This is a genomic window from Fusobacterium sp. DD2, from assembly GCF_018205345.1.
GTDB lineage: Bacteria > Fusobacteriota > Fusobacteriia > Fusobacteriales > Fusobacteriaceae > Fusobacterium_A.
In genome coordinates this window covers 22276-46524 of sequence record NZ_JADRHM010000010.1, presented here as the reverse complement: position 1 = coordinate 46524, position 24249 = coordinate 22276, and the positions used below count along the sequence as shown (strand labels likewise).

General features: G+C 31.2%; 22 protein-coding genes and 1 pseudogene. 7 read left to right on the top strand and 16 right to left on the bottom strand.

Features of this window, described 5'->3' with window-relative positions:
• Positions 1 to 15: 15 nt before the first annotated feature.
• The 6 genes from IX290_RS02850 to IX290_RS02825 all read right to left on the bottom strand — a co-directional run bounded on the left by IX290_RS02850 (position 16) and on the right by IX290_RS02825 (position 5077).
• The gene (locus IX290_RS02850; RefSeq protein ID WP_211491695.1) at positions 16 to 537 is read right to left on the bottom strand and encodes a nitroreductase family protein; all 522 of its coding nucleotides are present in this window, start codon (positions 535 to 537) and stop codon (positions 16 to 18) included.
• A 20-nt stretch (positions 538 to 557) separates the two neighbouring features.
• Positions 558 to 1418: a deoxyribonuclease IV gene (gene nfo / locus IX290_RS02845; protein WP_211491694.1), complete on the bottom strand. Its 861-nt coding sequence runs from the start codon at positions 1416 to 1418 to the stop codon at positions 558 to 560.
• Between the two features lie 84 nt (positions 1419 to 1502).
• The gene (locus tag IX290_RS02840; protein ID WP_211491693.1) at positions 1503 to 2390 is read right to left on the bottom strand and encodes an autotransporter outer membrane beta-barrel domain-containing protein; all 888 of its coding nucleotides are present in this window, start codon (positions 2388 to 2390) and stop codon (positions 1503 to 1505) included.
• Positions 2391 to 2403: 13 nt separating this feature from the next.
• The gene (locus IX290_RS02835) at positions 2404 to 3108 is read right to left on the bottom strand and encodes a Bax inhibitor-1/YccA family protein (RefSeq protein ID WP_211491692.1); all 705 of its coding nucleotides are present in this window, start codon (positions 3106 to 3108) and stop codon (positions 2404 to 2406) included.
• Positions 3109 to 3130: 22 nt separating this feature from the next.
• Positions 3131 to 4711, bottom strand: a complete 1581-nt coding sequence (locus tag IX290_RS02830) for an FAD-dependent protein (protein ID WP_211491691.1) — start codon at positions 4709 to 4711, stop codon at positions 3131 to 3133.
• 93 nt (positions 4712 to 4804) lie between these two features.
• On the bottom strand, positions 4805 to 5077 hold the full coding sequence (locus IX290_RS02825; protein ID WP_211491690.1) for an HU family DNA-binding protein: 273 nt from the start codon (positions 5075 to 5077) through the stop codon (positions 4805 to 4807).
• A gap of 222 nt (positions 5078 to 5299) precedes the next feature.
• Between IX290_RS02825 and IX290_RS02820 the strand changes: the two genes are divergently transcribed.
• Entirely contained in the window at positions 5300 to 6457 is a 1158-nt protein-coding gene (locus IX290_RS02820; protein WP_211491689.1) for an amidohydrolase, read from the top strand.
• Between the two features lie 233 nt (positions 6458 to 6690).
• On the opposite strand, the gene IX290_RS02815 is transcribed toward IX290_RS02820, so the two are convergent.
• The 9 genes and pseudogenes from IX290_RS02815 to IX290_RS02775 all read right to left on the bottom strand — a co-directional run bounded on the left by IX290_RS02815 (position 6691) and on the right by IX290_RS02775 (position 17810).
• Complete coding sequence (locus IX290_RS02815) at positions 6691 to 7608, bottom strand: homoserine kinase (protein ID WP_211491688.1); 918 nt, start codon at positions 7606 to 7608, stop codon at positions 6691 to 6693.
• A gap of 413 nt (positions 7609 to 8021) precedes the next feature.
• Entirely contained in the window at positions 8022 to 11108 is a 3087-nt protein-coding gene (locus IX290_RS02810) for an efflux RND transporter permease subunit (protein ID WP_211491687.1), read from the bottom strand.
• Positions 11109 to 11118: 10 nt separating this feature from the next.
• A complete protein-coding gene (locus IX290_RS02805; protein WP_211491686.1) occupies positions 11119 to 12216 on the bottom strand; it encodes an efflux RND transporter periplasmic adaptor subunit in 1098 nt (365 codons plus the stop codon).
• A complete protein-coding gene (locus tag IX290_RS02800; RefSeq protein WP_211491685.1) occupies positions 12203 to 13672 on the bottom strand; it encodes a TolC family protein in 1470 nt (489 codons plus the stop codon). Before IX290_RS02800 ends, IX290_RS02805 begins: the two co-directional genes overlap by 14 nt.
• A 54-nt stretch (positions 13673 to 13726) precedes the next feature.
• Positions 13727 to 14467, bottom strand: a complete 741-nt coding sequence (locus IX290_RS02795; RefSeq protein WP_211491684.1) for a toxin-antitoxin system YwqK family antitoxin — start codon at positions 14465 to 14467, stop codon at positions 13727 to 13729.
• 30 nt (positions 14468 to 14497) lie between these two features.
• Entirely contained in the window at positions 14498 to 14740 is a 243-nt protein-coding gene (locus tag IX290_RS02790) for a hypothetical protein (protein ID WP_211491683.1), read from the bottom strand.
• A gap of 165 nt (positions 14741 to 14905) precedes the next feature.
• The gene (locus IX290_RS02785) at positions 14906 to 15943 is read right to left on the bottom strand and encodes a M42 family metallopeptidase (protein WP_211491682.1); all 1038 of its coding nucleotides are present in this window, start codon (positions 15941 to 15943) and stop codon (positions 14906 to 14908) included.
• A gap of 56 nt (positions 15944 to 15999) precedes the next feature.
• Positions 16000 to 17527: pseudogene (locus IX290_RS02780) on the bottom strand (ABC transporter substrate-binding protein).
• 43 nt (positions 17528 to 17570) lie between these two features.
• Positions 17571 to 17810: a TIGR03905 family TSCPD domain-containing protein gene (locus IX290_RS02775; protein ID WP_211491681.1), complete on the bottom strand. Its 240-nt coding sequence runs from the start codon at positions 17808 to 17810 to the stop codon at positions 17571 to 17573.
• Positions 17811 to 17984: 174 nt separating this feature from the next.
• Here IX290_RS02775 and IX290_RS02770 point away from each other — a divergent pair, with 174 nt between their 5' ends.
• From IX290_RS02770 to IX290_RS02745, 6 genes are all read left to right on the top strand, one after another.
• Positions 17985 to 18479: a hypothetical protein gene (locus IX290_RS02770; protein ID WP_211491680.1), complete on the top strand. Its 495-nt coding sequence runs from the start codon at positions 17985 to 17987 to the stop codon at positions 18477 to 18479.
• A 425-nt stretch (positions 18480 to 18904) separates the two neighbouring features.
• Positions 18905 to 20026 carry an ABC transporter substrate-binding protein gene (locus tag IX290_RS02765; protein ID WP_211491679.1) on the top strand — a complete coding sequence of 374 codons (1122 nt, stop codon included), beginning with the start codon at positions 18905 to 18907 and terminating at the stop codon, positions 20024 to 20026.
• A 56-nt stretch (positions 20027 to 20082) separates the two neighbouring features.
• A complete protein-coding gene (locus tag IX290_RS02760; RefSeq protein ID WP_211491678.1) occupies positions 20083 to 20967 on the top strand; it encodes a branched-chain amino acid ABC transporter permease in 885 nt (294 codons plus the stop codon).
• A gap of 9 nt (positions 20968 to 20976) precedes the next feature.
• Complete coding sequence (locus IX290_RS02755) at positions 20977 to 21948, top strand: branched-chain amino acid ABC transporter permease (protein ID WP_211491677.1); 972 nt, start codon at positions 20977 to 20979, stop codon at positions 21946 to 21948.
• The gene (locus tag IX290_RS02750) at positions 21941 to 22732 is read left to right on the top strand and encodes an ABC transporter ATP-binding protein (protein ID WP_211491676.1); all 792 of its coding nucleotides are present in this window, start codon (positions 21941 to 21943) and stop codon (positions 22730 to 22732) included. Before IX290_RS02755 ends, IX290_RS02750 begins: the two co-directional genes overlap by 8 nt.
• A complete protein-coding gene (locus IX290_RS02745; protein WP_211491675.1) occupies positions 22732 to 23454 on the top strand; it encodes an ABC transporter ATP-binding protein in 723 nt (240 codons plus the stop codon). The genes IX290_RS02750 and IX290_RS02745 overlap by 1 nt, the downstream gene beginning before the upstream one ends.
• Positions 23455 to 23704: 250 nt before the next feature.
• Here the strand turns inward: IX290_RS02745 and IX290_RS02740 are convergent, their stop codons facing one another.
• Positions 23705 to 24226, bottom strand: coding sequence for a GNAT family protein (locus IX290_RS02740; protein ID WP_211491674.1), 522 nt, complete (start codon positions 24224 to 24226; stop codon positions 23705 to 23707).
• Positions 24227 to 24249: the final 23 nt, after the last annotated feature.

Genomic DNA, 24249 nt, shown 5'->3' with positions numbered 1-24249 from the left:
CCAAAATTGATATTTTTATTTATTATTAAAGTTATTATAAGATACACGATTAAAATCAATTTCACTTAAAGTGTGAGCTGGTTTTTCTTCATTTGGATATCCAATTCCTAATAGACACATAACAATATATCCATCAGGTATGTTAAGTTTTGCTTTTACAAGTTCTTCTGAATCCTGTCCATCTGCTGATTTTCTATCTTGCATATGTACCCAGCAACTTCCAAGACCTATTTCATGAGCTCTCATTTGAATAGCAAAAGCTGCAATTGAGCAATCTGGAATTAAAGTTGTAGATTTTTCTTTTTTACCTAAAACAGCAATAACTAAAGGTGCACCTTTTAAAAATTGTGATCCAACAGCTCTTACATTTGAAAGATATTCAATAATCTCTTTGTTATCAACTACAACAAATTCTGTGCAGTGGTTATTTCTTCCTGTAGGAGCAACTAAACCAGACTTTATAAGATCATCTATTTTCTCCTTTTCTACTTCTTTCTCTTTGTACTTTCTGATACTTCTTCTTGTCATGTAATCCATTTGAATTCCCCCTTATATGATTATCTAATTAGGCTATATAAATAGTTTATTTCCTCTTTCCATATATTACTGTCAATTGTTTCCAATACAATTGGAATATTATCAAATCTTGGATCATTCATAAATCTAATAAAGAACTCCTCACCTAAGACACCTTTTCCAATACTGTCATGTCTATCTTTTTTAGAATTTGTATCAAATTTACTGTCATTTAGATGAACTCCTCTTAGATATTTAAATCCAATTATCTTTTCAAAATCATCCATTGTTTTATTATATCCAGCTTCATCTTTTAGCTCATATCCTGCAGCAAGTATATGACATGTATCAATACATACACCAACTCTTGATTTATCCTCTATCTTATCTATAATTTTAGCAATCTCTTCAAATTTACTTCCTACATTGCTTCCCTGTCCTGCTGTTGTTTCAAGTACTACAACTACATTAGGAACTTTTTTCATAGCCTTATTTATTGCATCAGCTATTAAATCTATACACTCATCAACACTTATCTCTCTTAAATGACTTCCTGGGTGCATATTTAAGTATTTAAGTCCTAACTGGTTGCATCTTTCCATTTCATCTACAAAAGCGTTATATGATTTCTCTCTTTTTTCTGGATCTGGATTTCCTAGATTTTGCAAATAACTATTATGAGGAAGTATAAATTCAGGTGTTATTCCTGATTCCCCCATTGCCTTTTTAAACTCCTCTATCTCTTTCTCCTCAAGAGGTTTTGCATCCCATCTTCTTTGATTTTTAGTAAATAGAGCAATTGCCTTTGCTCCTATCTCTTCAGCATTTTTAAATGCATTTATAAGTCCACCCTGCACACTTACATGTGCACCTATATATTTATTTATTTTTTTATCACTCATCTTATATTATCCCCCTTCCCTGTAATTATACCATAAAGTTGATTCAAAAAGAATAGTATAAAAAAAGAGCTTGAAACCAAGCTCTTAAAAGTAATGTGATAATCCAATAGATATAACTTTATAGTTGTAATCCTTATTGAAAAGATTTCTATAACCTACAGTAAATAGAAAATCAGGGTCTATAAAGTATCCTGCATTTATATGGAACTGTCCATAGTTTTTTTCAATAGTTTTCATTATTGAATCTGTAACTGGATATTTTCTATCTTTGAAATTCATATTCCAATCTATACCTGCAGTTATCATAAATTTATCATTAAATATTTTTATCATATTTAAACCAACTAATCCACTAAAAATATCCTGATTATTAGTACTAATACCTTTATGCCCTTTTAGAGTATATTGAGTATAATTAATTCCTGCAAATGGGTATAGAACAGTTGTAGTATCAACAAAATAGTTATATCCTATCTCTCCACCTACACCATAATTTTTAGTTCTGTATTTGTGGTTAAATAGATTATTTTTAGTTTCAGTATATCCAAGTTTACCAATAAACACTGTATTCTCTTTCTTATATCCTATTAAATAATCAAAACCATAGGATCTAATAAGATTATGAGTATCATCAATTTTTAAAGTTGATTTCATATGTCCCAGTGATATTCCAGCAAATACATTTGGATGCTTTACAAGATTACTATTAGTCCCTAGTAAAAAACTTTTAGTCTTAGTGTAATCTGCATCATCACCATTTTCTCCATAGGCTTTACCTACATATTCAATATATTGATTTGAATTGCTTTGTCCTGCCAGTTCTAACTCCTGTGCAACTATATTTGTTCTGAACTGCTCTTCTCCTCTGTATAGGATAAATCTACTGTGAATATCTCCCAGGTTGTTCTGATATTCATGAGCAGTGAGAATAGAACTTAACATTAAAAAGCATATAAATGTTTTTAATTTCATCAGCACTATTCTCCTATTTTTTTCTTGAAGTCAGTCTTAAGATATAAAGAAATAGATTTATAAAATCTAAGTAAAGGCTTAAAGCACCAAATATTCCAAGTTTTTCTAATGTTTCACCATCTATATTTCCAGCATTTATTGCAAGATTTTTAATACGGTTGATATCATAAGCTATAAGAGCTGAGAATATTACAGTTCCTAGTATTGTAACTACCCAGTAAATCATAGATACCTTAAAGAAAAAGTTGATAAGAGATATAATTATAATTGTAATAAGTCCAGCCATTAGATATCCACTATATTTAGTCAAATCCTCTTTAGTTGTATATCCATATATTGCAGTTACTATAAACATAATAATTGTTATTGCAAGAGCATATAAGATACTGATTGGAGAAAATATAAATGTAATACTTGAAAGAACCACTCCATTGCTTATTGCATATATACAGAAAAGCAATCTTGCAACTGTTGAAGATATCTTGTTAATAGCAAAACTTAAAACTGCAACAAGAACAAACTGACCAATTATAATTGGCTTAAAATACATTTGTGTTCTATATAACATCTCAGGATCAATAAATACAAGATATAAAGGTACAACTGCAGTAATAATTAGCCCCAATACCATGTTTAACAAAACTTTTCTTACAAAATTATTTGTTCTTTCCACGCTAAAATCAGAAGTAAAAAAACCATTTTCATTGAATTCATTCATAATAAAACCTCCTATAAGATATTTAATATTTTAAAGCTGTAAAAGATAAATCAACTACTTTTAATCCATCTACAGCTGCACTGACAATTCCACCTGCATAACCTGCTCCCTCTCCTATTGGGTAAAGGCCATCTATATTTACAGACATTCCTTTTATATCTCTTGTTATCTTAACAGGAGAAGAGGTTCTTGTTTCTGGGGCAATAAGGTTTACTCTATCTGAGATAAATAGAGAATTTCTTGACCAGTATTCAAATGCAGCATTCATATTAGCTGTTATCTTTTCTGGGAAAAAGTTTCTCAAATTATATGGAGTCTTTTTCATTTCATAACTGCTTTCTATCTCATGAGATGTAACTCTATTTCCCATAAAGTCCATTACATTTTGATATAGAGCTCCGTAGTTACCAACTAGTTCATATGTTTTATGTTCAAGCTCTTCCTGGAAATCCATCCCAGAGAAAAGATCATTTCCAAAGTCATTTTCCTTAATACCAACTACTATAGCAGAGTTAGAGAACTTTCCATCACGAGTTGAATAACTCATTCCATTTACAAGACTTGTTTTCTCTTCAGATGCAGCATTTACTATTACCCCACCTGGACACATACAAAATGAAAATACTCCACGATTTTCCTCTCTATTGTTATATGTAACACTGTATGTAGCTGCCCCTAATAGAGGATTGTTAGCACTTTTACCATATTGCATCTTATCTATATCTTCTCTTAGATGCTCAATTCTGGCTCCAACAGCAAAAGGCTTACTGTCCATATGCACTCCATTTTTATGCAGCATTCTATATGTATCTCTTGCTGAATGTCCAATAGCTAAGATAACGCTATCAAAAGAGTATAAGTTTTTAATACCTTTATCACTAATAACCTCAATTTGAGATATTTTGCCATCTTTTATAACTATATTTTCCAGTCTGTGGTTAAAGAAGAATTTACCTCCCAGAGTTTTAATCTTTTCACGAAGGTTTTTAACTACAACCTTTAGAATATCAGTTCCAATATGAGGTTTATAATCCCATAGAATTTGTTCCTGTGCTCCACACTCTACAAATTCATTAAAGACCTTCTCTATATATTCACTTTTAATTCTTGTATTAAGTTTTCCATCAGAATATGTTCCAGCTCCACCTTCACCAAATTGTATATTTGAATCTGGATTTAAAATACTCTTCTTAATAAAAGTATCAGTAGTAGCATCTCTATGCTCTACATCTTCTCCTCTTTCAAATACATATGGGATATAACCATATTCTGCAAGTCTTAGAGCTGCAAATAACCCTGCTGGGCCAGCACCAATTACTGCTACCTCTTTATTCTTTAGAAGGGGAACTCTTTCTATTTTCTCTTTTTCCTTAACCTTTGTTACGTCTTTTATTTTATCTACATCTATTGGAGTTTTTAACTCAACTTCCAGGTTATAGATAAACTTTATATCATTTTTCTTTCTACTATCAATGGATCTTTTATTCCACTTAATAGATTTAATATTATTTGCTTCGATTTTCTTCTCTTTTAATTGTCTCATAATCTCTTTATCCTGATTTTTACTTAAAGAGACAATAAGATTATTTACATTGATTTTCATATAACACCTCTAAGTGGATTATACCATAATTTTTTTATTTCAGAAAGTTAAAAAGAGACTTGAATAATCAAGTCTCCCCTTAGCTACTGAAAACTATTTAATTTTTTCTGATAATAATTTACCAGGTTTGAATTTAACAACTTTTCTAGCTTCAATAGTCATCATTTTTTTAGTTTGAGGGTTTCTTACTTTTCTTGCGGCTTTATCTTGTACTTCCCATTTTCCCCAACCTACAAATCCAACTTCTCCGTCAGTTATTAATGCCTCTTGAACAGAATCTAAAAATAAATTGATGTGTTTTTCAGCATCTTTTTTAGACATTTCCCCATTCTTTGCAAACAACTCAACAAATTCTTTTTTTGTCATACTTATCTATCCTCCTTAATTATATTAAGATAACCTTTTCCTTTAACTTAATATACTATCTAATTCAAGTTTTGTAAATAGCTTTTCTAAAAAATTTATATTAGCCCTTCACTCCACATTTATATTATATCACATTTATTGGGAATTTGAACAACTATTATAGATTTTTTTTGAATTTTGTTATACAATAGTGATAAGAACGTCACAAGGGGGGGAGAAATTATGATTATTATTAAAGGTGGAAGATACCTTGATGTAAAAAACTCTAAGTTTTTATTAGGAGATATTGCCATTGAAAAGGGCAAAATTAAGGAGATTGGTGAAAATATCAAAGGAGAAAATGGAGATCTTGTAATCGATGCTTCTGGAAAGATAGTTACTCCTGGATTAGTAGAGGCACACTGTCATTTAGGACTACTTGGAGATAGTGTTGGAAAAGAAAATGATGATTTAAATGAAAGATCAGGAGCTATCTGTCCCGAACTACGTGCTATTGATGCAATAGATCCTATGGATAAAGTATTTGAAGAAGCTTATCAAGGTGGAGTAACATCTGTTGCAACAGGACCAGGAAGTGGAAATATTTTAGGTGGACAGTTTGCAGCAATTAAAACTTATGGTAAAAGAATTGATAATATGATAATTAAAGAACCTATTGCTATGAAATGCGCATTTGGAGAAAATCCAAAACGTTTTTACGGAGAGAGAGGAGAAAAACCTACTACAAGAATGGCAATAGCAAGCTCACTTAGAGATACTCTTTACAAAGCTAAAGAATATATGATGAAAAAGGAAGCAGCTGGAGATAATATTTATAAGCTTCCACCATTTAATTTGAGCTATGAGGCTCTTATACCAGTATTAAAAAGAGAAATACCATTAAAGGCACATGCTCATAAAGCAAGTGATATTTTTACTGCAATTCGTATTGCTAAAGAGTTTAATGTTAAAATGACACTTGATCACTCAACAGATGCAAGAGCAGTTATAGATGAGTTAGCTAAGGAAAAATTTGATATGATTGTAGGACCTAGCTTAGGCCACAGAACAAAAGTGGAACTTGTAAATAAATCTTTTAAAACTGCTGGTGAGTTGAACAGGGCAGGAATTAAAATCTCTATTACTACTGATAGTCCTGTAATCCCATTGCAACACCTTCCAATATGTGCAGCACTAGCTGTTAAAGAGGGAATGGATAAGTTTGAAGCATATAAGGCAATTACTATTAATCCTGCTGAAATCCTAGGAATAGATGATAAAGTAGGTTCTATAGAAGTTGGAAAAGATGCAGATATAGTTATCTGGTCAGGTGAACCACTTGATATTATGTCCTCTGTTGAATATACTCTGATTAACGGAGAGATAGTTTATAAAAAATAATTTAGAATATAAAAGGGGCTGTTGCATTTATAAAACTGTAAAAGTAAAATTCTCGGCATTAGAAATAGTTTTGTTATTTATGCAGTGAAACAGAATACTGAAAATTTGACTGTTTGAACGAAGTGAGTTTCAAATTTTCTTTCTGTGAGCAAAATAAATAGAAACTATTGATAGCTTAGAGGATTTTATCTTTTACAAATTTGCAACAACCCCTATCTTATTATATTCAATAATTATTTTTCTAAAAGTGGCATAAGTTGAGTATAGTTCTTTTCTTCAATCAAAATATCATTGAGATTTTCATAGTTAAATTTATATAATCTTAAAAGAATAAATGTAACTGCCATCTTTAAATTTGCATATTTTAAAAGTTCCATCTCTTCCTTGGTAAGAGGTCTTTCTTTTTGATATTCATCTAATAGAAGGTTTATAAACCTATCTTCCTTTTCCTTTGGAAATCTGTTAATTCTAATCCAATAATTTATTATAATTGCCAGATCCATTATAAAAGGTCCAGTTTGAGATTCGTTAAAGTCCAATATTCCAACTATTTTATTATTATCAATAAAAACATTATCAGGAAAAATATCATTGTGGATTATTCCACTTGGAAGTCTTGAAAAATCAATATGTTTAACCTTTTCATAAGCTGATAATATTTTCTTTTTATCTTCTTCAGGTATGTTGTTATTTTCAAAATATATATTGTTATAGTAAAAATCCATATCTATTCTTGATTTTCTATTGAGCTTTTTATTGATTGAATAGTTATGTAACATTCCTATATATTTAGCAATCTCTTTAATAACCTCTTCATCAACTCTTTTAATTGGATCCCCATGTATAAAATGAAAAAGTGCTACCATCTTGTCATTACATACTACATAATTTTCTCCAGTGACAGTTTTTAGAGGTAGACAACATGGTAAAACACTGTTTAAATCAAGTAGAAAATCAAGTTCAAGATTTTCCTCTTCAAATTTTCTACCCCCTTCAAATACACGAAGAACAAACTTTCCCCTGTCCGTTTTTATAAAGTAATTGGTATTTAATATACCATTCTTTATCTTATGATATTCTATAAGCTCAAGATTATAGTTATTAAGTATCAGCTCTATATCTTTAGCATTTAAATCTGTATAAACGGCCATTGAAATCCTCCATTAAAATTTTTACATTATGATTACATCATTCTAACATGATTTGATTTTTTTTACTAATATAAAAACAAAAAAAGTCGTTAAGTATAATTAAACACTTTCTTTTTTGCTATTTTTATGATCATTTCTTATCCAAAAAATTGTTATTTTCTCCAAAAAATAGGGAAACCCTAACCTGGGTAAGTTAGGGTCATATGGGTTTTGTTCACTCTCCGTGAACTATGGGTATTAGAAACAAACTGTCATTGTTCTACGAGAATATATTATCACAATATGGGAGGAATGTCAATGAATATTTAACATTCATTTCATAAATTAAACAATTTTGCTAATTTACTTCTCATATATTGATTATTCTTTATACAATATAAAAAAGGTAGCCTTAAAGACTACCTTAATTATTTTTATTGAATCTGTTCAACTGTTACCTGTTCATCACTATTATCTTTTGGATGAATCTTATAGAACATTGCATATAGAAGCGGTACAACAAATAGTGTCAATATAGTTGATGATGTAAGACCAAATATTATTGTAATAGCCATATCTCCATACAATGGGTCAAATATAAGAGGAAGCATTCCAAATATTGTTGTTGCAGATGTCATACTTACTGGTCTTATTCTACTTACTGCAGAATCCAGAACTGCTATATATGGGTCCTTCTTCTCTACATTTATCTCATATTTTATCTCATCAATCAATACTATGGAGTTTTTAATCATCATTCCTGATAAGCTTATTGCTCCTATAATTGACATGAAACCAAATGATCTACCAGTTATAAATAATCCTGGAACAATACCTATAAATGATAGTGGAAGTATTGCAAATATGATAATTGGATCTTTTAAACTTGCAAAAAGAAGTACACATATAGCAAACATAAGGATACTTTGTAGTGGTACTGATTGTAGTACTGCTGCAATGTTTTTATGTTGCTCATAGTATTCTCCACTCCACTCATAAGTGTATTTGTCAGGGAATTCTATATTTTTAAGCTGTTTATCTATATCTCTTCTTATACTTTCTGGTGTTCTTTGTCCATCTGTATCACACTGAACCTTAATAGCTCTAACTCCATTTCTTCTCCATATCTCTGGGTTTTCCCATTGAAGTTTATTATTTGATACAAATTGATTTAGAGGTATGCTATGAGGTCCCATACCCCATACAGGAAGTTGTCCAACACTGTTCATATCAAGATCCTGTTCTCCAACATTCTCTTTTAAAAGTATTGGTAACTGATTTGTTCCATCCATAAATTTACCAATTGTAAATCCTGAAGTAGCTCTACTAAATGAGTTAGCTACGTCAAATGGTGTAATGAGATTTTTCTTTTGATTTTGTTGTGAAATCTCAGGTGTCCAAGTAAGAACTTTATTTTTCCAGTCAGTTTGAATATCTGTAGTACCATCTACTGTTTTTACAAGATCCATTACTTTTTCAGAAAGATCTCTTAGCACTGCTGGGTCAGGTCCTAATATTCTAAGCTCAATTGGATACTTAGTAGGAATACCATTTACATATTTTCTAAGTTCCACTTTTACATCTGGTATATTTTCTGCTGTATATTTTTTAATGTGATCTCCAATTCTATCTATACTATCCAGCTCTTTAACTGTTATTATAAGCTGAGATAATGATTCATTTGGAAGCTCTGGTATAGTTGCTACATAGTAACGAGCTGGTGATGCCCCAACTGATGCAGTAACATTTATAACATCTTTATCTTTTAATATCTCTTTTTCAAGAATTTTACTTACATTTGATGTACCTTCAAGTGTAGTTCCCACAGGAGTCCATACATTTAAAAGGAATCCCTTTTTATCTGAATCTGGGAAGAATGTCAAAGGTAATCTAAAGAATAGTAACATTGAAATAACAAATGCTCCTATTATTACTCCCAGTGAGAAAGTTCTATGTGCAAGTACTTTAACTAGAAAAGCACGACATTTCTTATAAAATTTCTCTTTTCTACCACTTGGCTTTTTAGATGTATCTACTTTCAGATACATATCACAGAATACTGGTGTCTGAGTAAGTGCAAGAACCCAACTTAATCCCAATGATATAGCCATTATCCAGAATAGACTTGATACATATGATCCAGCATCTGTTGGCATTAGATACATTGGTAAGAAGGCAATAATTGCAATTGATGTAGCTCCAAGTAATGGTATTGCCGTTTTCTTAGCTGTTTTAGTAAGTGCCGTGAACCTATCTTCATTATTCTCAAAACCAACCAGAATACCATCTGCTATAACTATGGAGTTATCAACTAGCATTCCCATTGCAACAATAAAAGATCCCAATGAAACTCTTTGCATATCTATATTTACTGCAAGCATAAATATTATAGTTCCTAAGATTGAAAATATAAGTCCACTTCCTATAATAAGACCTGTTCTCATTCCCATTGTAAATAGAAGTATTCCAACAACAACTACTACTGATGCAATTAAGTTTTGTACAAAGACTCCTATAGCTGTTGATACAAGGTCTGGCTGATAGTATACTTTTTCAACTTCTATACCAGCAGGAAGATGAGCTTTTAACTCCTCTAATTTAGCATCTATTGCTTTACCAGTATGAATTACGTTAGTCCCTTTTTCAGGTGAAAGCATAAGTCCTATTGCGTCTCTTGTATTATATCTCATCATAGTTCTTACTGGAGTAACATATGTCTCCTGAACTTTTGCAATATCTTTTACTCTTACAACAATTTGTCCATTTTTTCCAGGTTTGGAGAAAATAACAAAGTTCTCTAAATCCTCTATTGATTTAAATTTATTTTCAATGTTAACTCTTATATACTGGCTACCCTGATTAAGAGATGGTGTATAAGCAGGTAATGCCTGACCAATAAATGATGCCATTATCATCTTGTCATTTAAACCATAAGTTGCCATCTTATTTCTATCAATAACTACTTCTATTGCTGATTCGTTTTTCCCAACTACTGTAGTTTTTGATACACCGTGGATAGATTGCAGTTCTCTACGAATATATGAAACATATTTATCCAGCTCTTTTTTAGAGTATCCATCACTTGTAACTGCCAAAAACATTCCATATACATCCCCATAGTCATCTAAGACCATTGGAGCCATAGTACCACTAGGTAGTGATCCTTTAATATCGTTTATCTTCTTTCTTACATTATCCCAATATTGATCTATCTCTTCATTTTTCAATGATTCACTAAGTTTAATTTTAACCTCTGAAAAATTTGCCTTTGAAACGCTTTCAATATATTCTACATTTGGAATCTTTTGTAAAGCATTTTCAACAGCATCAGTAACTTCTAACTCTACCTCATGAGGAGTTGCCCCAGGGTAAACAGTAAGGACAATTGCCTCTTTAACTTTAAATTCTGGGTCTTCAAGTTTTCCAACTTTGAAGTAAGATATTATTCCTCCAACAAGTATAATAACAGTGAAGAATAGAGTTACAACACGATTCTTTATTGAATAATCAATTATGCTCATTTATAACCTCCTAAAGTACTCCACCAACATTAGTTTCTGAAGGCTGTTGGATAACTTTAACCTTTTCTCCTTCAGTCACTGTATGAACTCCTGCTATTATAACTTTATCTGTTCTATTTAATCCTTTTGTAATTGTTATATTTCCATTTGATTTTAGTGCTCCTAACTCAACCTTTTGAGCTTTTACTACACCATCATTGTAAAGGTAAACATTACTTCCATCTTTTTCAAATAGAGCAGTTAAAGGTACTGTAATCTCTTTATGATTTTCATTTGCAATGTTAGCTACTACAGTTCCAGTAGTTCCGATTATAAGATCCTTTGCAGCACTGTCTATAAAATCAAATGTAACTGGATATGTTAGTTTTAAAAGATCTGTATTTTTACCAACTTTTGCAAGTTTTAATATATAAGTCTTATTAGCTGTTCTAAATGTAAATGATTCTGCTTTTTGAATTGTATCAATATCTTTACCAGCTATATTTATATCAACTCTAGGCATCTCCTGAGAAACAATTGTTACAACTGGTCCAGCAGCTGTTACAACGCTTCCCTCATCCATAATCTTTTTACCAATATATCCATCATAAGGTGCTCTAAGTTTTGTATCTTCTACTCTGTTCATTGCGTTTTTAACACCTTGTTCTGCAGCTTTTAAAGTAGCTTTAGATGCTTTATATTGAGCAGTAACTATATCAAAGTTTTTATCTGACATAGCTTTTCCATCATGAAGAATTACAGCTCTTTTATATTGTGCTGCCATATTTTCATAGCCAGCTTTTGCTGCATCATATTGTTTTCTATTAGCTTCCAGATTTACATTATAATCACTAGTATCTAAAGTAGCAATTATATCTCCCTTTTTAACAAAGTCACCTGGTAATACGTTGATTTTAGAAATACTTCCAGGAATTTTAAATGCAAGGGTTGTATCATTATCAGCTACAACTATTCCAGGGAAGTTGATATCATGCATCTGTTGTTCTTTAGCTAGATCCAATACCACAACTGGTCTTATAATCTCTTCTTTAAATTCTTTTTGCTTACATCCTAAAAGAAGCATTCCAAGTACAATTATTGTCATAACTTTTAATCTATTTTTTCTCATTACCGTTGTCTCCTTTAGTAAATATTGATTTTCCCATTAACATATCAAGTGTTGCACAAGCCATTCTATATTTCAAGTCTGCTTTTTCTTTTAAGCTAAGTGCTTTTTCAAAGTCAGCAAGTGTCTGGATATATTCCCAATCATCAATTGTTCCTGTTTCTCTTTCAAGTTTTTTCTGATTGATCATACCTTCCATAGCTTCAAAGTTGTGATCAGCTATATTTTTTTCCTCTTTTGCAGAACCCATCTGGTTATATGCATTGACAGTTTCATATATAATCTTAACCATTTCCTGCTCTTTTTTAATATAAGCTATCTTCTCTTTCTCTCTTGCTATCTTATACTCATTGACATTTTGGAAACCGTTGAATATACTGAATATTCCACCTATAGTTCCCATAAAGAAGTTCTGATTTACAAGTGCTTCTGCATTTGTATTTACATATCCTCCTGTAATCATTATTTTAGGGAGAAAATTAGTAATAGCTATCTTTTTGACATCCTTACTTATCTTTTGTCCCTCTTCTCTTATTTTTAACATATCGCTATTTTCAAGTGCTTCATATATAGCAGCATCTAATGTGATATCTTCTTTTTCATCAAATTTTGGCATTTGAAGTTTTATATCAGCAAATGGATATAGATCCAATGTATTTAAAAGAGATATCTTAGCTAATTGTAAGTCTCTTTCATTTTCTTTCAATGCGTGTTTTTTTACTTCATTGAAAACTTCTACACGTTTATTTTCCCAAGGTAGAATACTTCCCGTCTTGAGTCCAAGGTCAGCATTGTGTTTTAACTGTTCTGTTGCTTCAACCTCTCTTTTCAAGAAATCATTTTCACTTTCAAGTGCAAGGACATGGTAGTATTTTCCAATTGTCTGCAGCTTAATCATCTTTTCTGTAAGATCTCTTGTAAGTACAGAGATATTTTCTCCTTTAGACTTTGCACTATATAAGAACCACGTAGATGGAACAAATATAGGCAATTGAGCATTTACTCCAAACATAGCAAAATCTTTATCTAAAAGTCTTGCTTCTAAAGATGTTGGGAACATTCCTGCCATTCCTGCGATATAGGGATTTCTTGCCAATGCAGGGTTTTTAGCAATCTGTTTTGGAATATCTTCCAATCCTGTATCCAACGCCTTAGCTCTTAATTGTTCATTGAAAAGAGTTCTTGAGTAAGTTACAGATAATTTTGGTAAGAAATTACCAAAGGCAATTCTCTTATCATATTTTGCAATCTCTCTTTCAATCTCTTTAGTTTTTAAATCCAGATTTCTGTCTACTCCAATTTTGATAGCTTCATCAAGAGTTAAAACTTTGTCAGGTTTTAAAATGTTAGCAGTAACTTTTTCCTTATCACTAAGAATCTCTTCTCGTTCTTTTTTGATATCATTAGAAGAGCATCCTATTAATAACACTGCTGTTATTAAAAACAAAATTTTCTTCATCTATCCTCCTAATCAAATAACAAAAGGATGACAGTGCCATCCCTTGTATATATTTTAATCTTCTTTTTTTACCTTACCATTTTTAAATGACACAGTACCAAGGAGTTTTCCATTCTCATAGAACATGCTCCAGTCTCCATTCATTTTTCCCTCTTTGAAGTTTCCAATTGCATTTACAATTCCATTTTCATAGTATCTTACAAATTTACCATTCTTAGTTTGGTTTCTGTATTCCTCACGGATTTTTACCTCACCATTTTCATAGTAATAAACTGCTTCTCCTTCAAGAAGACCATTTACAAAGGTTTCATTTACTTTGACTTCGCCATTTTCATAGTAAGAAATGTACTCCCCATGTAGAATGTTATCTTTAAATGAAACAATCTCTTTTATGCTACCATCTGGAAAGTAGTTGATTTTCTTTCCATTTAGTTTTCCTTCAAAGAAGTATCCCCTGGTTTTAATTGCTCCATCTTCATAGTATTTTATCCATTCACCATTAAGACGATCATCTTTAAATACCATCGACTCTTTCATCATTCCATTTTCGTAAAACTGGATACAGTCACCACAAAGTCTTCCATCTATAAACTCTGTAGTTTCTTTAAGCTGTCCATTTTCATAGAACTTTTCATCTGTTCCCTCTTTTATTCCATCAACATAAGTTTCAGTTTCCCTTATATCTCCATTTGGATATCTATAAATAAGAACTCCAGAGAAAGGCTTGTCTTCTCCACTTATATAGATCAGTCCATTGATCATTTGATTTTTGTAAAACTCTTCTCTTCTACTCATAAATCCCTTTCTCCTCCATATTTATTACTTCTAATTTTTCTCGTTGTTTTCAATTTTTTCATCTGTTTTTTCCTCTTTATTTATCCTTTTTAAGAATAAGTTTTTAGCTTTCATTAACATTGCAAAAAATATGAAATAGTGTATATATTTTAGTTGTTCAAAAGACTTATGAAATACTTTGTCACATATAAATATAATAAAAACCCATAAAAAAACAATTCCTAAAAGCATTAATACAAATTTAAACCATTCGTTCCAAAATTTGTCTTTCATTTCCAATACTCCAATCTTTTTAGGAATATTATATCATATATTAGTTCTAGATACAAAAATTTATGTACAAAATAAATATTTTATTTCACAAATTTATCCGTAAAAAAAAGTGCAGTTAAAATATATAACTGCACTAAGGTAATATTTTACTGGTTTTTATTGCTATTATAGATAAGCTATTAGAAGTTTTATAGTCTCTCTTACTCCATCAATATGAGTTCTTTCATAAGAGTGAGAAGCTTCTACACTAGGACCAATACATCCACATTTAAAATCAAATCCTTGAACTACTGCTGCACTTGAATCTGAACCATATCTATTATATACATCAACTGTATATTGAATATCATTCATTTCAGCTGCTTCAATAAGTCCCATTCTAACTTCTACATCATAAGGAGTTTTATTATCTTTAGCTGTGATGCTTACTTTTCTTTCATCACCTAAAGCTTCATCTCCAACTAAACCAATATCAAGTGCTATAAATTCATCCATATCTTCTGGCATAACTGATATTCCATGTCCTATTTCTTCATAGTTAGATATATAAACATATAAACCATTTTTTGGTTTCAGATTATTATCTTTGAGATATTTTAAATATCCTAATACTTGAGCAATACACATTTTATCATCAATAAAACGAGATTTTATATATCCAGTTTCGGTAATAACAGTACGTGGTTCAAAAGAAACAAAGTCACCAACTCTAACGCCAAGCTTTTCAACATCTTCTTTTGACTTAACATCTTCATCAAGTCTAATTTCCATTGTTTTAAGATTTCTTGGTAAATCTCTAGCTTCATCTCCATAAATATGAACAGAGCTTTTTATTGGAACAATTGTCCCTTCTATATCTTGGCCATCCATAGTATGAACTAGTACATTTTCATGTTCTACTCCAGCCCAGTTTACTCCACCTAAGTTTACCATTTCAAGTCTACCATTTGGTTTTATTCTTTTTACCATTGCACCAATTGTATCAACGTGAGCAGAAATCATTTTCTTATAATCGTTATTTTCACCTTCGATATAAGCAATTAATGCTCCTTTACGTGTTAATGTACAATTTTTTACTCCTAGCTGGCAAAATTCTTCACCAATTCTTTCAATTGCTTCATGAGTGTACCCTACTGGACTTGGAATATTTATTAGTTCAACTGCCATATCCAAGACGTAGTTCATATCAATATTAAAATCCATAACATCCCCCCATATACTTTACAGTATACGGCCTCCTTTATATATTTATGTTGTAACTATTGTTGCTTATCTAAGTTTTTCAGTACATGCATCATTGTTGGACTGAATTCAAATCCTTTTATATTTTTATTGTACCCTATATTTTCATTTTTATAAAGTAAAATTCCTAAAGGTGCATCATCTTGAAGAATTTCCTGTGCTTTCATAAATAGTTGTTTTCTATCTTCAACATTTGATGTTTCACGAGCTGCTTCAATTATTTTATCTAGCTCTTTATTTGTATAAAAGGCTCTATTTCCTGCTCCACCATGAGAACTACTGTGTAATAATGGATATAAAACTATATCTGCATCTGAAGTTCCAGATACCCATCCTCCTAAAAGTGCTTGATGCTCTCCTTGAGCTGTTTTTTGAAGGTATGTTCCCCATTCAAGAGTTTCAATATTCATATCTATTCCTATGTCTTTTAAATTTGCTTGAATAATTTGAGCAATTTGAAGTCTTATTGGACTGTCATTTACAAATAAGGTAAATTTAGGATTTTTAATTCCAGATTTTTCTAGATATTCCTTTGCTAGAGAAACATTATATGGATAACCTGCAACATCTTTATTATAGCCGAAAACATTTGGATTTACAATAGAATTTGCTGTATGAGCTTTTCCCATGAATATAGAATCAGCTATTCCCTGTTTGTCTATTGCATAGTTTACAGCAAGTCTGAAATCTTTATTATTAAAAGGTGCTTTTGTATTATTAAATGTAATATACTCTGTTGATGTTGATGGTTTTGAAATTAATACTAAATTTTTATTATTTTTTATAGTATCAGCATCAATTGGTGCCACATTATAAGCTATGTCTATTTCACCTGTTTCTAGGGCAGCCAATCTACTTGTGTTTTCACTTATAGCTCTATATATAAGTTTATCAATTTTAGGCTTTCCTTCAAAATAGTCATCAAATGCTACAAGTACAATCTTCTCTCCACTTCCCCAATCTACAAATTTATAAGGTCCTGTTCCAATTGGATGAGAAGCAACATCATCTTTATTTGCAACAGTATCTCTCTCATTTAAGATTGATGTCAATGGATGTGCAAGAGCAAATAAAAGTTGTGAAGATGGTTGTGATAAGATTAACTTAACAGTATTATCATCTACAATAACTACATCTTTAACAACATTGATCATTATTTTACTTGCCTGTTTGTTTAACATTCTGTTAATGCTGAAAGCCACATCTTTTGCTGTAAGTATATCTCCATTATGGAATTTAACACCTTTTCGAAGTTTGATTACAAGTTCAGTTGGTGTTACAATACTCATATGATTCAGCAAGTTCTGGAACTATATTTCCATTGTCATCAATTCTAAGCAATGTATTAAAAATCTGTCTTGTAATAGTAAGAGCAGGTATTTCATTGTACATTGCAGGATCCAAACTTTTAGGTTTTGAACCTTGTGAAACTACAACTACTTTCTCCTTTTTCACTGAAGTGTCCTTTGCTGCTTCATTGTCTTTACCACAGCCTGCTATTAGCCCACAGGCTACTACAAAAAATGCTAAAAAAAGTTTTTTCATAAAAATTCCCCCCGTTTTATTTTTATATAGCTATATTTCTATACTATATTTTTTTTAAAATTTGTGCCAGTTGATCTGGACAAGATGTACCTCTTGTTCCACATTGTATTCCTGATAATAGATTTATAACAACATCTTTATTCATTCCAATAAGTAATTTTGTTAGTCCCTGAGTATTACCGTGACATCCTCCACAAAATTCAACCTCTGTAATTGTTCCATTAGAATCCACTTCTACTCCTATTTTTTTTGCACATATTCCTGTTGTTTCGTAATAAGTCATGATATCCTCCTTAAAATTTTTTATACAGAAACATTATACCTAAAATTGAATTCAAACTCAACTTTTATATTGTTTTTTTCTGACTTAATTGGTATTATTTATTAAAAATTTTACTTTTAAGGAAAAATATGTAATATAATATAAGTGAAATACAAAATAAATTGGAGGGAGAAAATGAAAAAAATACTATTAGCAGTTTTAATTACATCTATAATTACAGCTTGTAATTCGCCATTTGATAAAGAGGTAGATATATCTCAAAAACAAGATAGAAATGGAATTGTCTATGTAGTTAATGGAGAAAAACCATTTTCTGGTAAAATGATTGGAAAATATGAAAATGGTCAAATAGAAGTTTCTGAAATATATAAAGATGGAAAATTTAATGGAGAACAGGCAAGTTATTATTCCAATGGACAGATAAAAGAGAAAGCAACATATGATATGGGAGTACCTGTTGGTGAATATGTAAAATACTATTCTAACGGAACTGTTGCATATAAAGGAAGCTATGTAAATGGAGTTAAAGATGGAGATTGGAATATATATAATGATAAGAACGAGCTTTTAATTACTAAAAAATATCAAAATGGTGAGCTTGTTAATATAGAACAACACGTAGTTGATGTAGATGGATTAAAATCTAAAATAGAAAGCCTTTTTAATTAGTTTTAATATACTAAAAAAATGGACATGTGCTTTTATTGATACTATATTAAAAGAATATTTGAAAAAATATAAAAATTTTCTTGCAATTTAAAAAAGATAGAGTTATACTCTCTTTAACAAATATAAAACTAATAAAATATAGGGGGAAAAAGATATGTTAGCACATAACTACATAATACTTGTCATATGCTTTATTATACTCATACATATAATTATGAGCACAATTTCATATGCCAAAAATTATGTTAGGTAGTGTAAATATATCCTTGTATAACTATATATAAAAGAGTGTATAGATAGAGTATAAGTATAGAAAATAACAGCCTGACTAGGCTGTTTTTTTATACCCAAATCAAAAGTACACTGTAGGTGGATTGTAATACTTAAAAAACAATATAAATTTATTTTAAAGGGGGAAATTTAGTATGAACAGATTTAATTTAACACTTTTAGGAACAACATTTTTATTATCGTCTCTTGTATATGGGAAAGAAGATGTAATCAAAATTGGTGGATTGGGACCTTTAACTGGACCTGTAGCTATATATGGGGTATCTGCTACAAATGGTTCTAAACTTGCTTTTGAAGAGATTAATAAAAATGGTGGAATTTTAGGAAAACCTGTTGAATTTATTCTTCTTGATGAAAAGGGAGATTCTACAGAAGCTGTAACTGCATATAATAAACTTGTAGATGATGATATTGTTGCATTAGTTGGAGATATTACATCAAAACCATCTCTTGCAGTTGCTGAAATTGCTGCTGATGACAATATGCCAATGGTAACTCCTACAGGGACACAGTTTAATATTACTGAGGCTGGACCAAATGTATTCCGTGTATGTTTTACTGACCCATATCAAGGAGTAATTCTAGCAAAACTTGCTAAAGAAAAACTTAATGCTAAAACAGTAGCTGTTATTGTTAATAACTCTAGTGACTATTCTGATGGAGTTGCTAAATCATTTATCGAAGAGGCTGGAAAGTTAGGACTTAAAGTTGTTGCTAAAGAGGGATATGGAGAGGGAGATAAAGACTTCAGAGCTCAGCTAACCAAAATAGCAAGTACAAATCCTGATGTTTTACTAATTCCAGACTACTATGAACAGGCAGCTCTAATTACAACACAGGCAAGAGAAGTTGGAATCAAATCTCAATTTATTGGTCCTGATGGATGGGACGGAGTAGCAAAAGCACTTGACAGTTCAGCATATGGAGCAATTGAAGGAAGTTATTTTACTAACCATTATTCATTAGATGATAAAAGTGAAAAGGTACAAAACTTCTTAAAAGCCTATAGAGCAAAATATGGTGAAGACCCATCAGCTTTCTCTGCTCTTTCATACGATGCTGCATATCTAGTTAAAAATGCAATTGAAAAAGCTGGCACTACTGATAAGCAAGCTGTTATTGATGCAATTAAGAATAGTGACTTTAATGGAGTAACAGGAGAACTAAAATTTGACGATAAAAATAACCCAATTAAAGCAGTTACTGTATTGAAAATTGTTAATGGTAAATATACATATGATACTGTAATTAAATAAATAAAAACCAGAGGAAGCTTCTGCTTCCTCTGGAAAAATATCGAAAGGGGAAAAAAATGGAATTTTTATTACAGATAATTAATGGTTTACAGATTGGAAGTATTTATGCATTGGTATCCTTGGGATACACGATGGTTTATGGAATTGCTCAACTTATTAACTTTGCTCATGGGGACATTATTATGGTAGGAGCATATGTATCTCTCTTTTGCATACCTACATTTACAAAAATGGGATTGCCCGTATGGCTGACAGTTATTCCCTCAATAGTAGTCTGTGTTGTATTAGGGATGTTGACAGAAAGAGTGGCTTATAGACCACTTAGAAATTCACCTAGAATATCTAATCTTATCACAGCCATAGGAGTAAGTTTATTATTAGAAAATGTCTTTATGAAACTCTTTACACCAAATACAAGAGCTTTTCCAAAGGTATTTACTCAGGCACCTATAGAAATAGGAGAGCTTCATCTTAACTTTGGTACTGTTATTACTATTGCAGTGACTCTTATTCTTTCATTTGGATTGCAGTACTTTATGAAGAAGACTAAATATGGTAAGGCAATGCTTGCAACAAGTGAAGATTACGGAGCAGCAATGCTGGTTGGAATAAATGTAAACAATACTATCCAGCTTACATTTGCAATAGGTAGTGGACTTGCAGCAATAGCTTCAGTTCTATATGTATCTGCATATCCTCAGGTAGAACCTTTAATGGGTGCAATGCTTGGAATAAAAGCTTTTATTGCAGCAGTACTTGGAGGAATTGGATTACTTCCAGGAGCAGTTATAGGAGGATTTATCCTTGGAATAGTTGAGAGCTTAACTAGAGCTTATCTCTCATCACAACTGGCTGACGCATTTGTATTTGCAATACTTATAATCGTGCTTCTTGTAAAACCAACAGGAATACTTGGAAAAAATATCAGAGAGAAAGTATAGGGGGAGAAAATGGATAGGACAAAGAAATGGAGTTATTTCCTAACTCTTTTATTTATAGTTGCTGGTTACTTTATTCTTACAACCTTAATCAGTACAAAGGTTATTTCAAGATATCAAACTACTGTTATGATTTTTATCTGTATTAATATAATTTTAGCTGTGAGCTTAAATATCACAGTAGGGTGTCTGGGACAGATTACAATTGGACATGCTGGATTTATGTCAGTAGGAGCTTATGCAGCTGCACTATTTGCAAAATCTGGTCTTATGTCTGGGCTACCTGGATATATTGTAGCTCTTATAATTGGTGGTATAGTTGCAGGAATAATTGGTATCATTATCGGTATCCCTGCTTTGAGACTTTACGGAGACTATCTTGCTATTATAACTTTGGCATTTGGTGAGATTATAAGAGTTTTAATTGAGTATTTTCACTTTACAGGTGGAGCACAGGGACTTAGAAAAATCCCTAGATTTAATAATTTTGGAATTATCTATATTATCATGGTTGTATGCGTAATTATGATGTTTTCACTTATGACCAGCAGACATGGTAGAGCTATTCTTGCTATTAGAGATGATGAAATTGCAAGTGGAGCTTCAGGAATCAATACAACTTATTATAAAACATTTGCCTTTACAGTGTCTGCAATATTTGCTGGGGTAGCTGGTGGAATATATGCACATAACTTAGGTATTTTAGGTGCAAAACAGTTTGACTATAACTATTCAATCAATATTCTGGTTATGGTAGTACTTGGAGGAATGGGAAGTTTTACAGGTTCAATCATTTCTGCAATTGTTCTTACAATACTTCCTGAAGTGTTAAGAGGCTTTGCAGACTATCGTATGATTGTATATTCACTGCTTCTAATTCTTACAATGATATTTAGACCAACAGGATTACTTGGTCGTAAAGAATTTCAGATTTCTAAAATAGTTAACAGATTTTTAAAGAAAAAGGAGGTTTCAGATGAGTAAGACAATACTTAGTGCTAAAGATATTTCAATTACATTTGGAGCCTTAAAAGCTGTAACTGATTTTAACCTTGAGATAAAAGAAAATGAGCTTGTTGGACTGATTGGTCCAAATGGAGCAGGAAAGACCACTGTATTTAATATTTTAACTGGAGTTTATTCTGCAACATCTGGAACATATATATTTAATGGAAAAGAGATAAAAAAGACTCCTACATATAAACTGGTTAAAAGTGGTCTTGCAAGAACTTTCCAAAATATCCGTCTATTTAAATATATGACTGTACTTGAAAATGTATTGGTAGCTAATAACTTCAATATGAAATATGGTATTTTTACTGGGACATTTAGACTACCTGGTTTTTGGAAAGAGGAGAAAATAGCAAAGGATAAAGCAATGGAGCTTCTTAAAATATTTGGCCTTGATAAATTTGCCAATACCGCAGCTGGAAATCTTCCATATGGACAACAACGTAAACTTGAAATAGCCAGAGCTATGGCAACAAATCCAAAGCTTTTACTTTTAGATGAACCTGCAGCTGGTATGAACCCAACAGAAACTGATGAACTTATGAAAACTATAAAGCTTATAAGGGATAAATTTGGAATAGCAATTTTATTAATTGAGCATGATATGAAGCTTGTACTTGGTATCTGCGAAAGATTACTTGTTTTAGACCATGGGACTTTAATTGCCCAGGGAGACCCACAGGAAGTAGTAAATAATCCAACAGTTGTAACTGCTTATCTGGGAAAAGATGATGAAGATGAGGTGGAAAGTAAATAATGGAAAAAGATTATATGTTAGAAATTGATGATTTACACGTATATTATGATAATATTCACGCTCTAAAAGGAATCTCATTAAAGGTTAAACAGGGAGAGGTAGTATCTTTAATAGGAGCAAATGGTGCTGGGAAAACTACAACTCTACAGACTATATCTGGACTTATTCAATCTAAAAAAGGAAAGATAAGATTTCAGGGAGAAGATATTACTAAATCACCATCACATCTTATCTGCAAAAAAGGAATTGCTCAGGTACCAGAGGGAAGAAGAATTTTTGCAAAACTATTAGTTAAAGATAATCTTAAACTTGGAGCATTTACAGTAGATGATACACCTGAAAATCTGGAAAAAGATAGAGCTAAATTTTACGAAGTTTTCCCAAGAATGTCAGAGAGAAAAAATCAGATGGCTGGTACACTATCTGGTGGGGAACAACAGATGCTTGCAATGGGAAGGGCTCTTATGAGCAGACCTAAGCTTTTAATTTTAGATGAACCATCTATGGGTCTTTCTCCTCTTTTTGTAAAGGAGATATTTGGAGTTATAAAAAGACTTAAAGAGGCTGGAGTTACAATTTTACTAGTTGAACAAAATGCTAAAATGGCACTTTCAGTTGCAGACTATGCCTATGTTATTGAAACTGGTAAAATCACTATGGAAGGAAAAGCAAAAGAACTTTTACATAATCCAGATGTTAAAAAAGCCTATTTAGGGGCATAATATAAGCTATAATATCAAAAGAGGCTATTTTTATAAAACGGTAAAAATAAAATTCTCTAAGCTATCAATTCTTTCTATTTATTTTGCTTACAGAAAGAAAATTTGAAACTCACTTCGTTCAAACAGTCAAATTTTCAGTATTCTGTTTCGCTTCATAAATTACGAAAGAATTTCTAATGCTAAGAATTTTATCTTTTACAAATTTGCAATAGCCTCTTCTTTTATGACAGATTACTAATTGGCCTTAAAATTATAAATAGGCTTTATTATTATCTTTTAATTTTCCATAAAGGTATTCATCATAGACTATATCATCTTTGTATATGGATTTTTCTCTTATACCCTCTAACTTAAACCCATTTTTTTCAATTACTTTTCTTGAACCAATATTATCTTTAAAGGTAGTTGCCATTATTTTAATAATATCCAGTTGGTTAAATGCTAATTTACAAATCTCTTCTGTTGCTTTAGTCATTATACCTTTTCCCCAATAATCAGTCAAAAGACAATAACCTAAAGAGCCCTCTTTGGTATAGATATCTTCTCTTCTTTCAATACTTATCATCCCACAAAGTTTCCCATCTACAGCAATGATTCTAAACAGTCCATCTTTTCCCTCATTTTTCCCAACATAATCCAGCCACCAGTCTGCATCTGAATCTTTATAAGGTTTTGGCATTCTGTTTGATAAATATTTCCTGTCTATATTATTACAAATGTATATTAACTCATCTTTGTATTCTTCTGTTAATCTTTTTAGTTCAATTTTCATAATTCTTTCCCTTCCATTATTCT

Bases quoted from the DNA above. Each gene is read 5' to 3' on its own strand.
- IX290_RS02815 (WP_211491688.1), bottom strand. From the start codon at position 7,608: ATGGCCGTTTATACAGATTTAAATGCTAAAGATATAGAGCTGATACTT.
- IX290_RS02800 (WP_211491685.1), bottom strand. From the start codon at position 13,672: ATGAAGAAAATTTTGTTTTTAATAACAGCAGTGTTATTAATAGGATGC.
- IX290_RS02775 (WP_211491681.1), bottom strand. From the start codon at position 17,810: ATGACTTATTACGAAACAACAGGAATATGTGCAAAAAAAATAGGAGTA.
- nfo (WP_211491694.1), bottom strand. From the start codon at position 1,418: ATGAGTGATAAAAAAATAAATAAATATATAGGTGCACATGTAAGTGTG.
- IX290_RS02745 (WP_211491675.1), top strand. From the start codon at position 22,732: ATGGAAAAAGATTATATGTTAGAAATTGATGATTTACACGTATATTAT.
- IX290_RS02770 (WP_211491680.1), top strand. From the start codon at position 17,985: ATGAAAAAAATACTATTAGCAGTTTTAATTACATCTATAATTACAGCT.
- IX290_RS02805 (WP_211491686.1), bottom strand. From the start codon at position 12,216: ATGAGAAAAAATAGATTAAAAGTTATGACAATAATTGTACTTGGAATG.
- IX290_RS02755 (WP_211491677.1), top strand. From the start codon at position 20,977: ATGGATAGGACAAAGAAATGGAGTTATTTCCTAACTCTTTTATTTATA.
- IX290_RS02850 (WP_211491695.1), bottom strand. From the start codon at position 537: ATGGATTACATGACAAGAAGAAGTATCAGAAAGTACAAAGAGAAAGAA.
- IX290_RS02760 (WP_211491678.1), top strand. From the start codon at position 20,083: ATGGAATTTTTATTACAGATAATTAATGGTTTACAGATTGGAAGTATT.
- IX290_RS02740 (WP_211491674.1), bottom strand. From the start codon at position 24,226: ATGAAAATTGAACTAAAAAGATTAACAGAAGAATACAAAGATGAGTTA.
- IX290_RS02835 (WP_211491692.1), bottom strand. From the start codon at position 3,108: ATGAATGAATTCAATGAAAATGGTTTTTTTACTTCTGATTTTAGCGTG.
- IX290_RS02810 (WP_211491687.1), bottom strand. From the start codon at position 11,108: ATGAGCATAATTGATTATTCAATAAAGAATCGTGTTGTAACTCTATTC.
- IX290_RS02785 (WP_211491682.1), bottom strand. From the start codon at position 15,943: ATGGATTTTAATATTGATATGAACTACGTCTTGGATATGGCAGTTGAA.
- IX290_RS02830 (WP_211491691.1), bottom strand. From the start codon at position 4,711: ATGAAAATCAATGTAAATAATCTTATTGTCTCTTTAAGTAAAAATCAG.
- IX290_RS02825 (WP_211491690.1), bottom strand. From the start codon at position 5,077: ATGACAAAAAAAGAATTTGTTGAGTTGTTTGCAAAGAATGGGGAAATG.
- IX290_RS02790 (WP_211491683.1), bottom strand. From the start codon at position 14,740: ATGAAAGACAAATTTTGGAACGAATGGTTTAAATTTGTATTAATGCTT.
- IX290_RS02820 (WP_211491689.1), top strand. From the start codon at position 5,300: ATGATTATTATTAAAGGTGGAAGATACCTTGATGTAAAAAACTCTAAG.
- IX290_RS02750 (WP_211491676.1), top strand. From the start codon at position 21,941: ATGAGTAAGACAATACTTAGTGCTAAAGATATTTCAATTACATTTGGA.
- IX290_RS02795 (WP_211491684.1), bottom strand. From the start codon at position 14,467: ATGAGTAGAAGAGAAGAGTTTTACAAAAATCAAATGATCAATGGACTG.
- IX290_RS02765 (WP_211491679.1), top strand. From the start codon at position 18,905: ATGAACAGATTTAATTTAACACTTTTAGGAACAACATTTTTATTATCG.
- IX290_RS02840 (WP_211491693.1), bottom strand. From the start codon at position 2,390: ATGAAATTAAAAACATTTATATGCTTTTTAATGTTAAGTTCTATTCTC.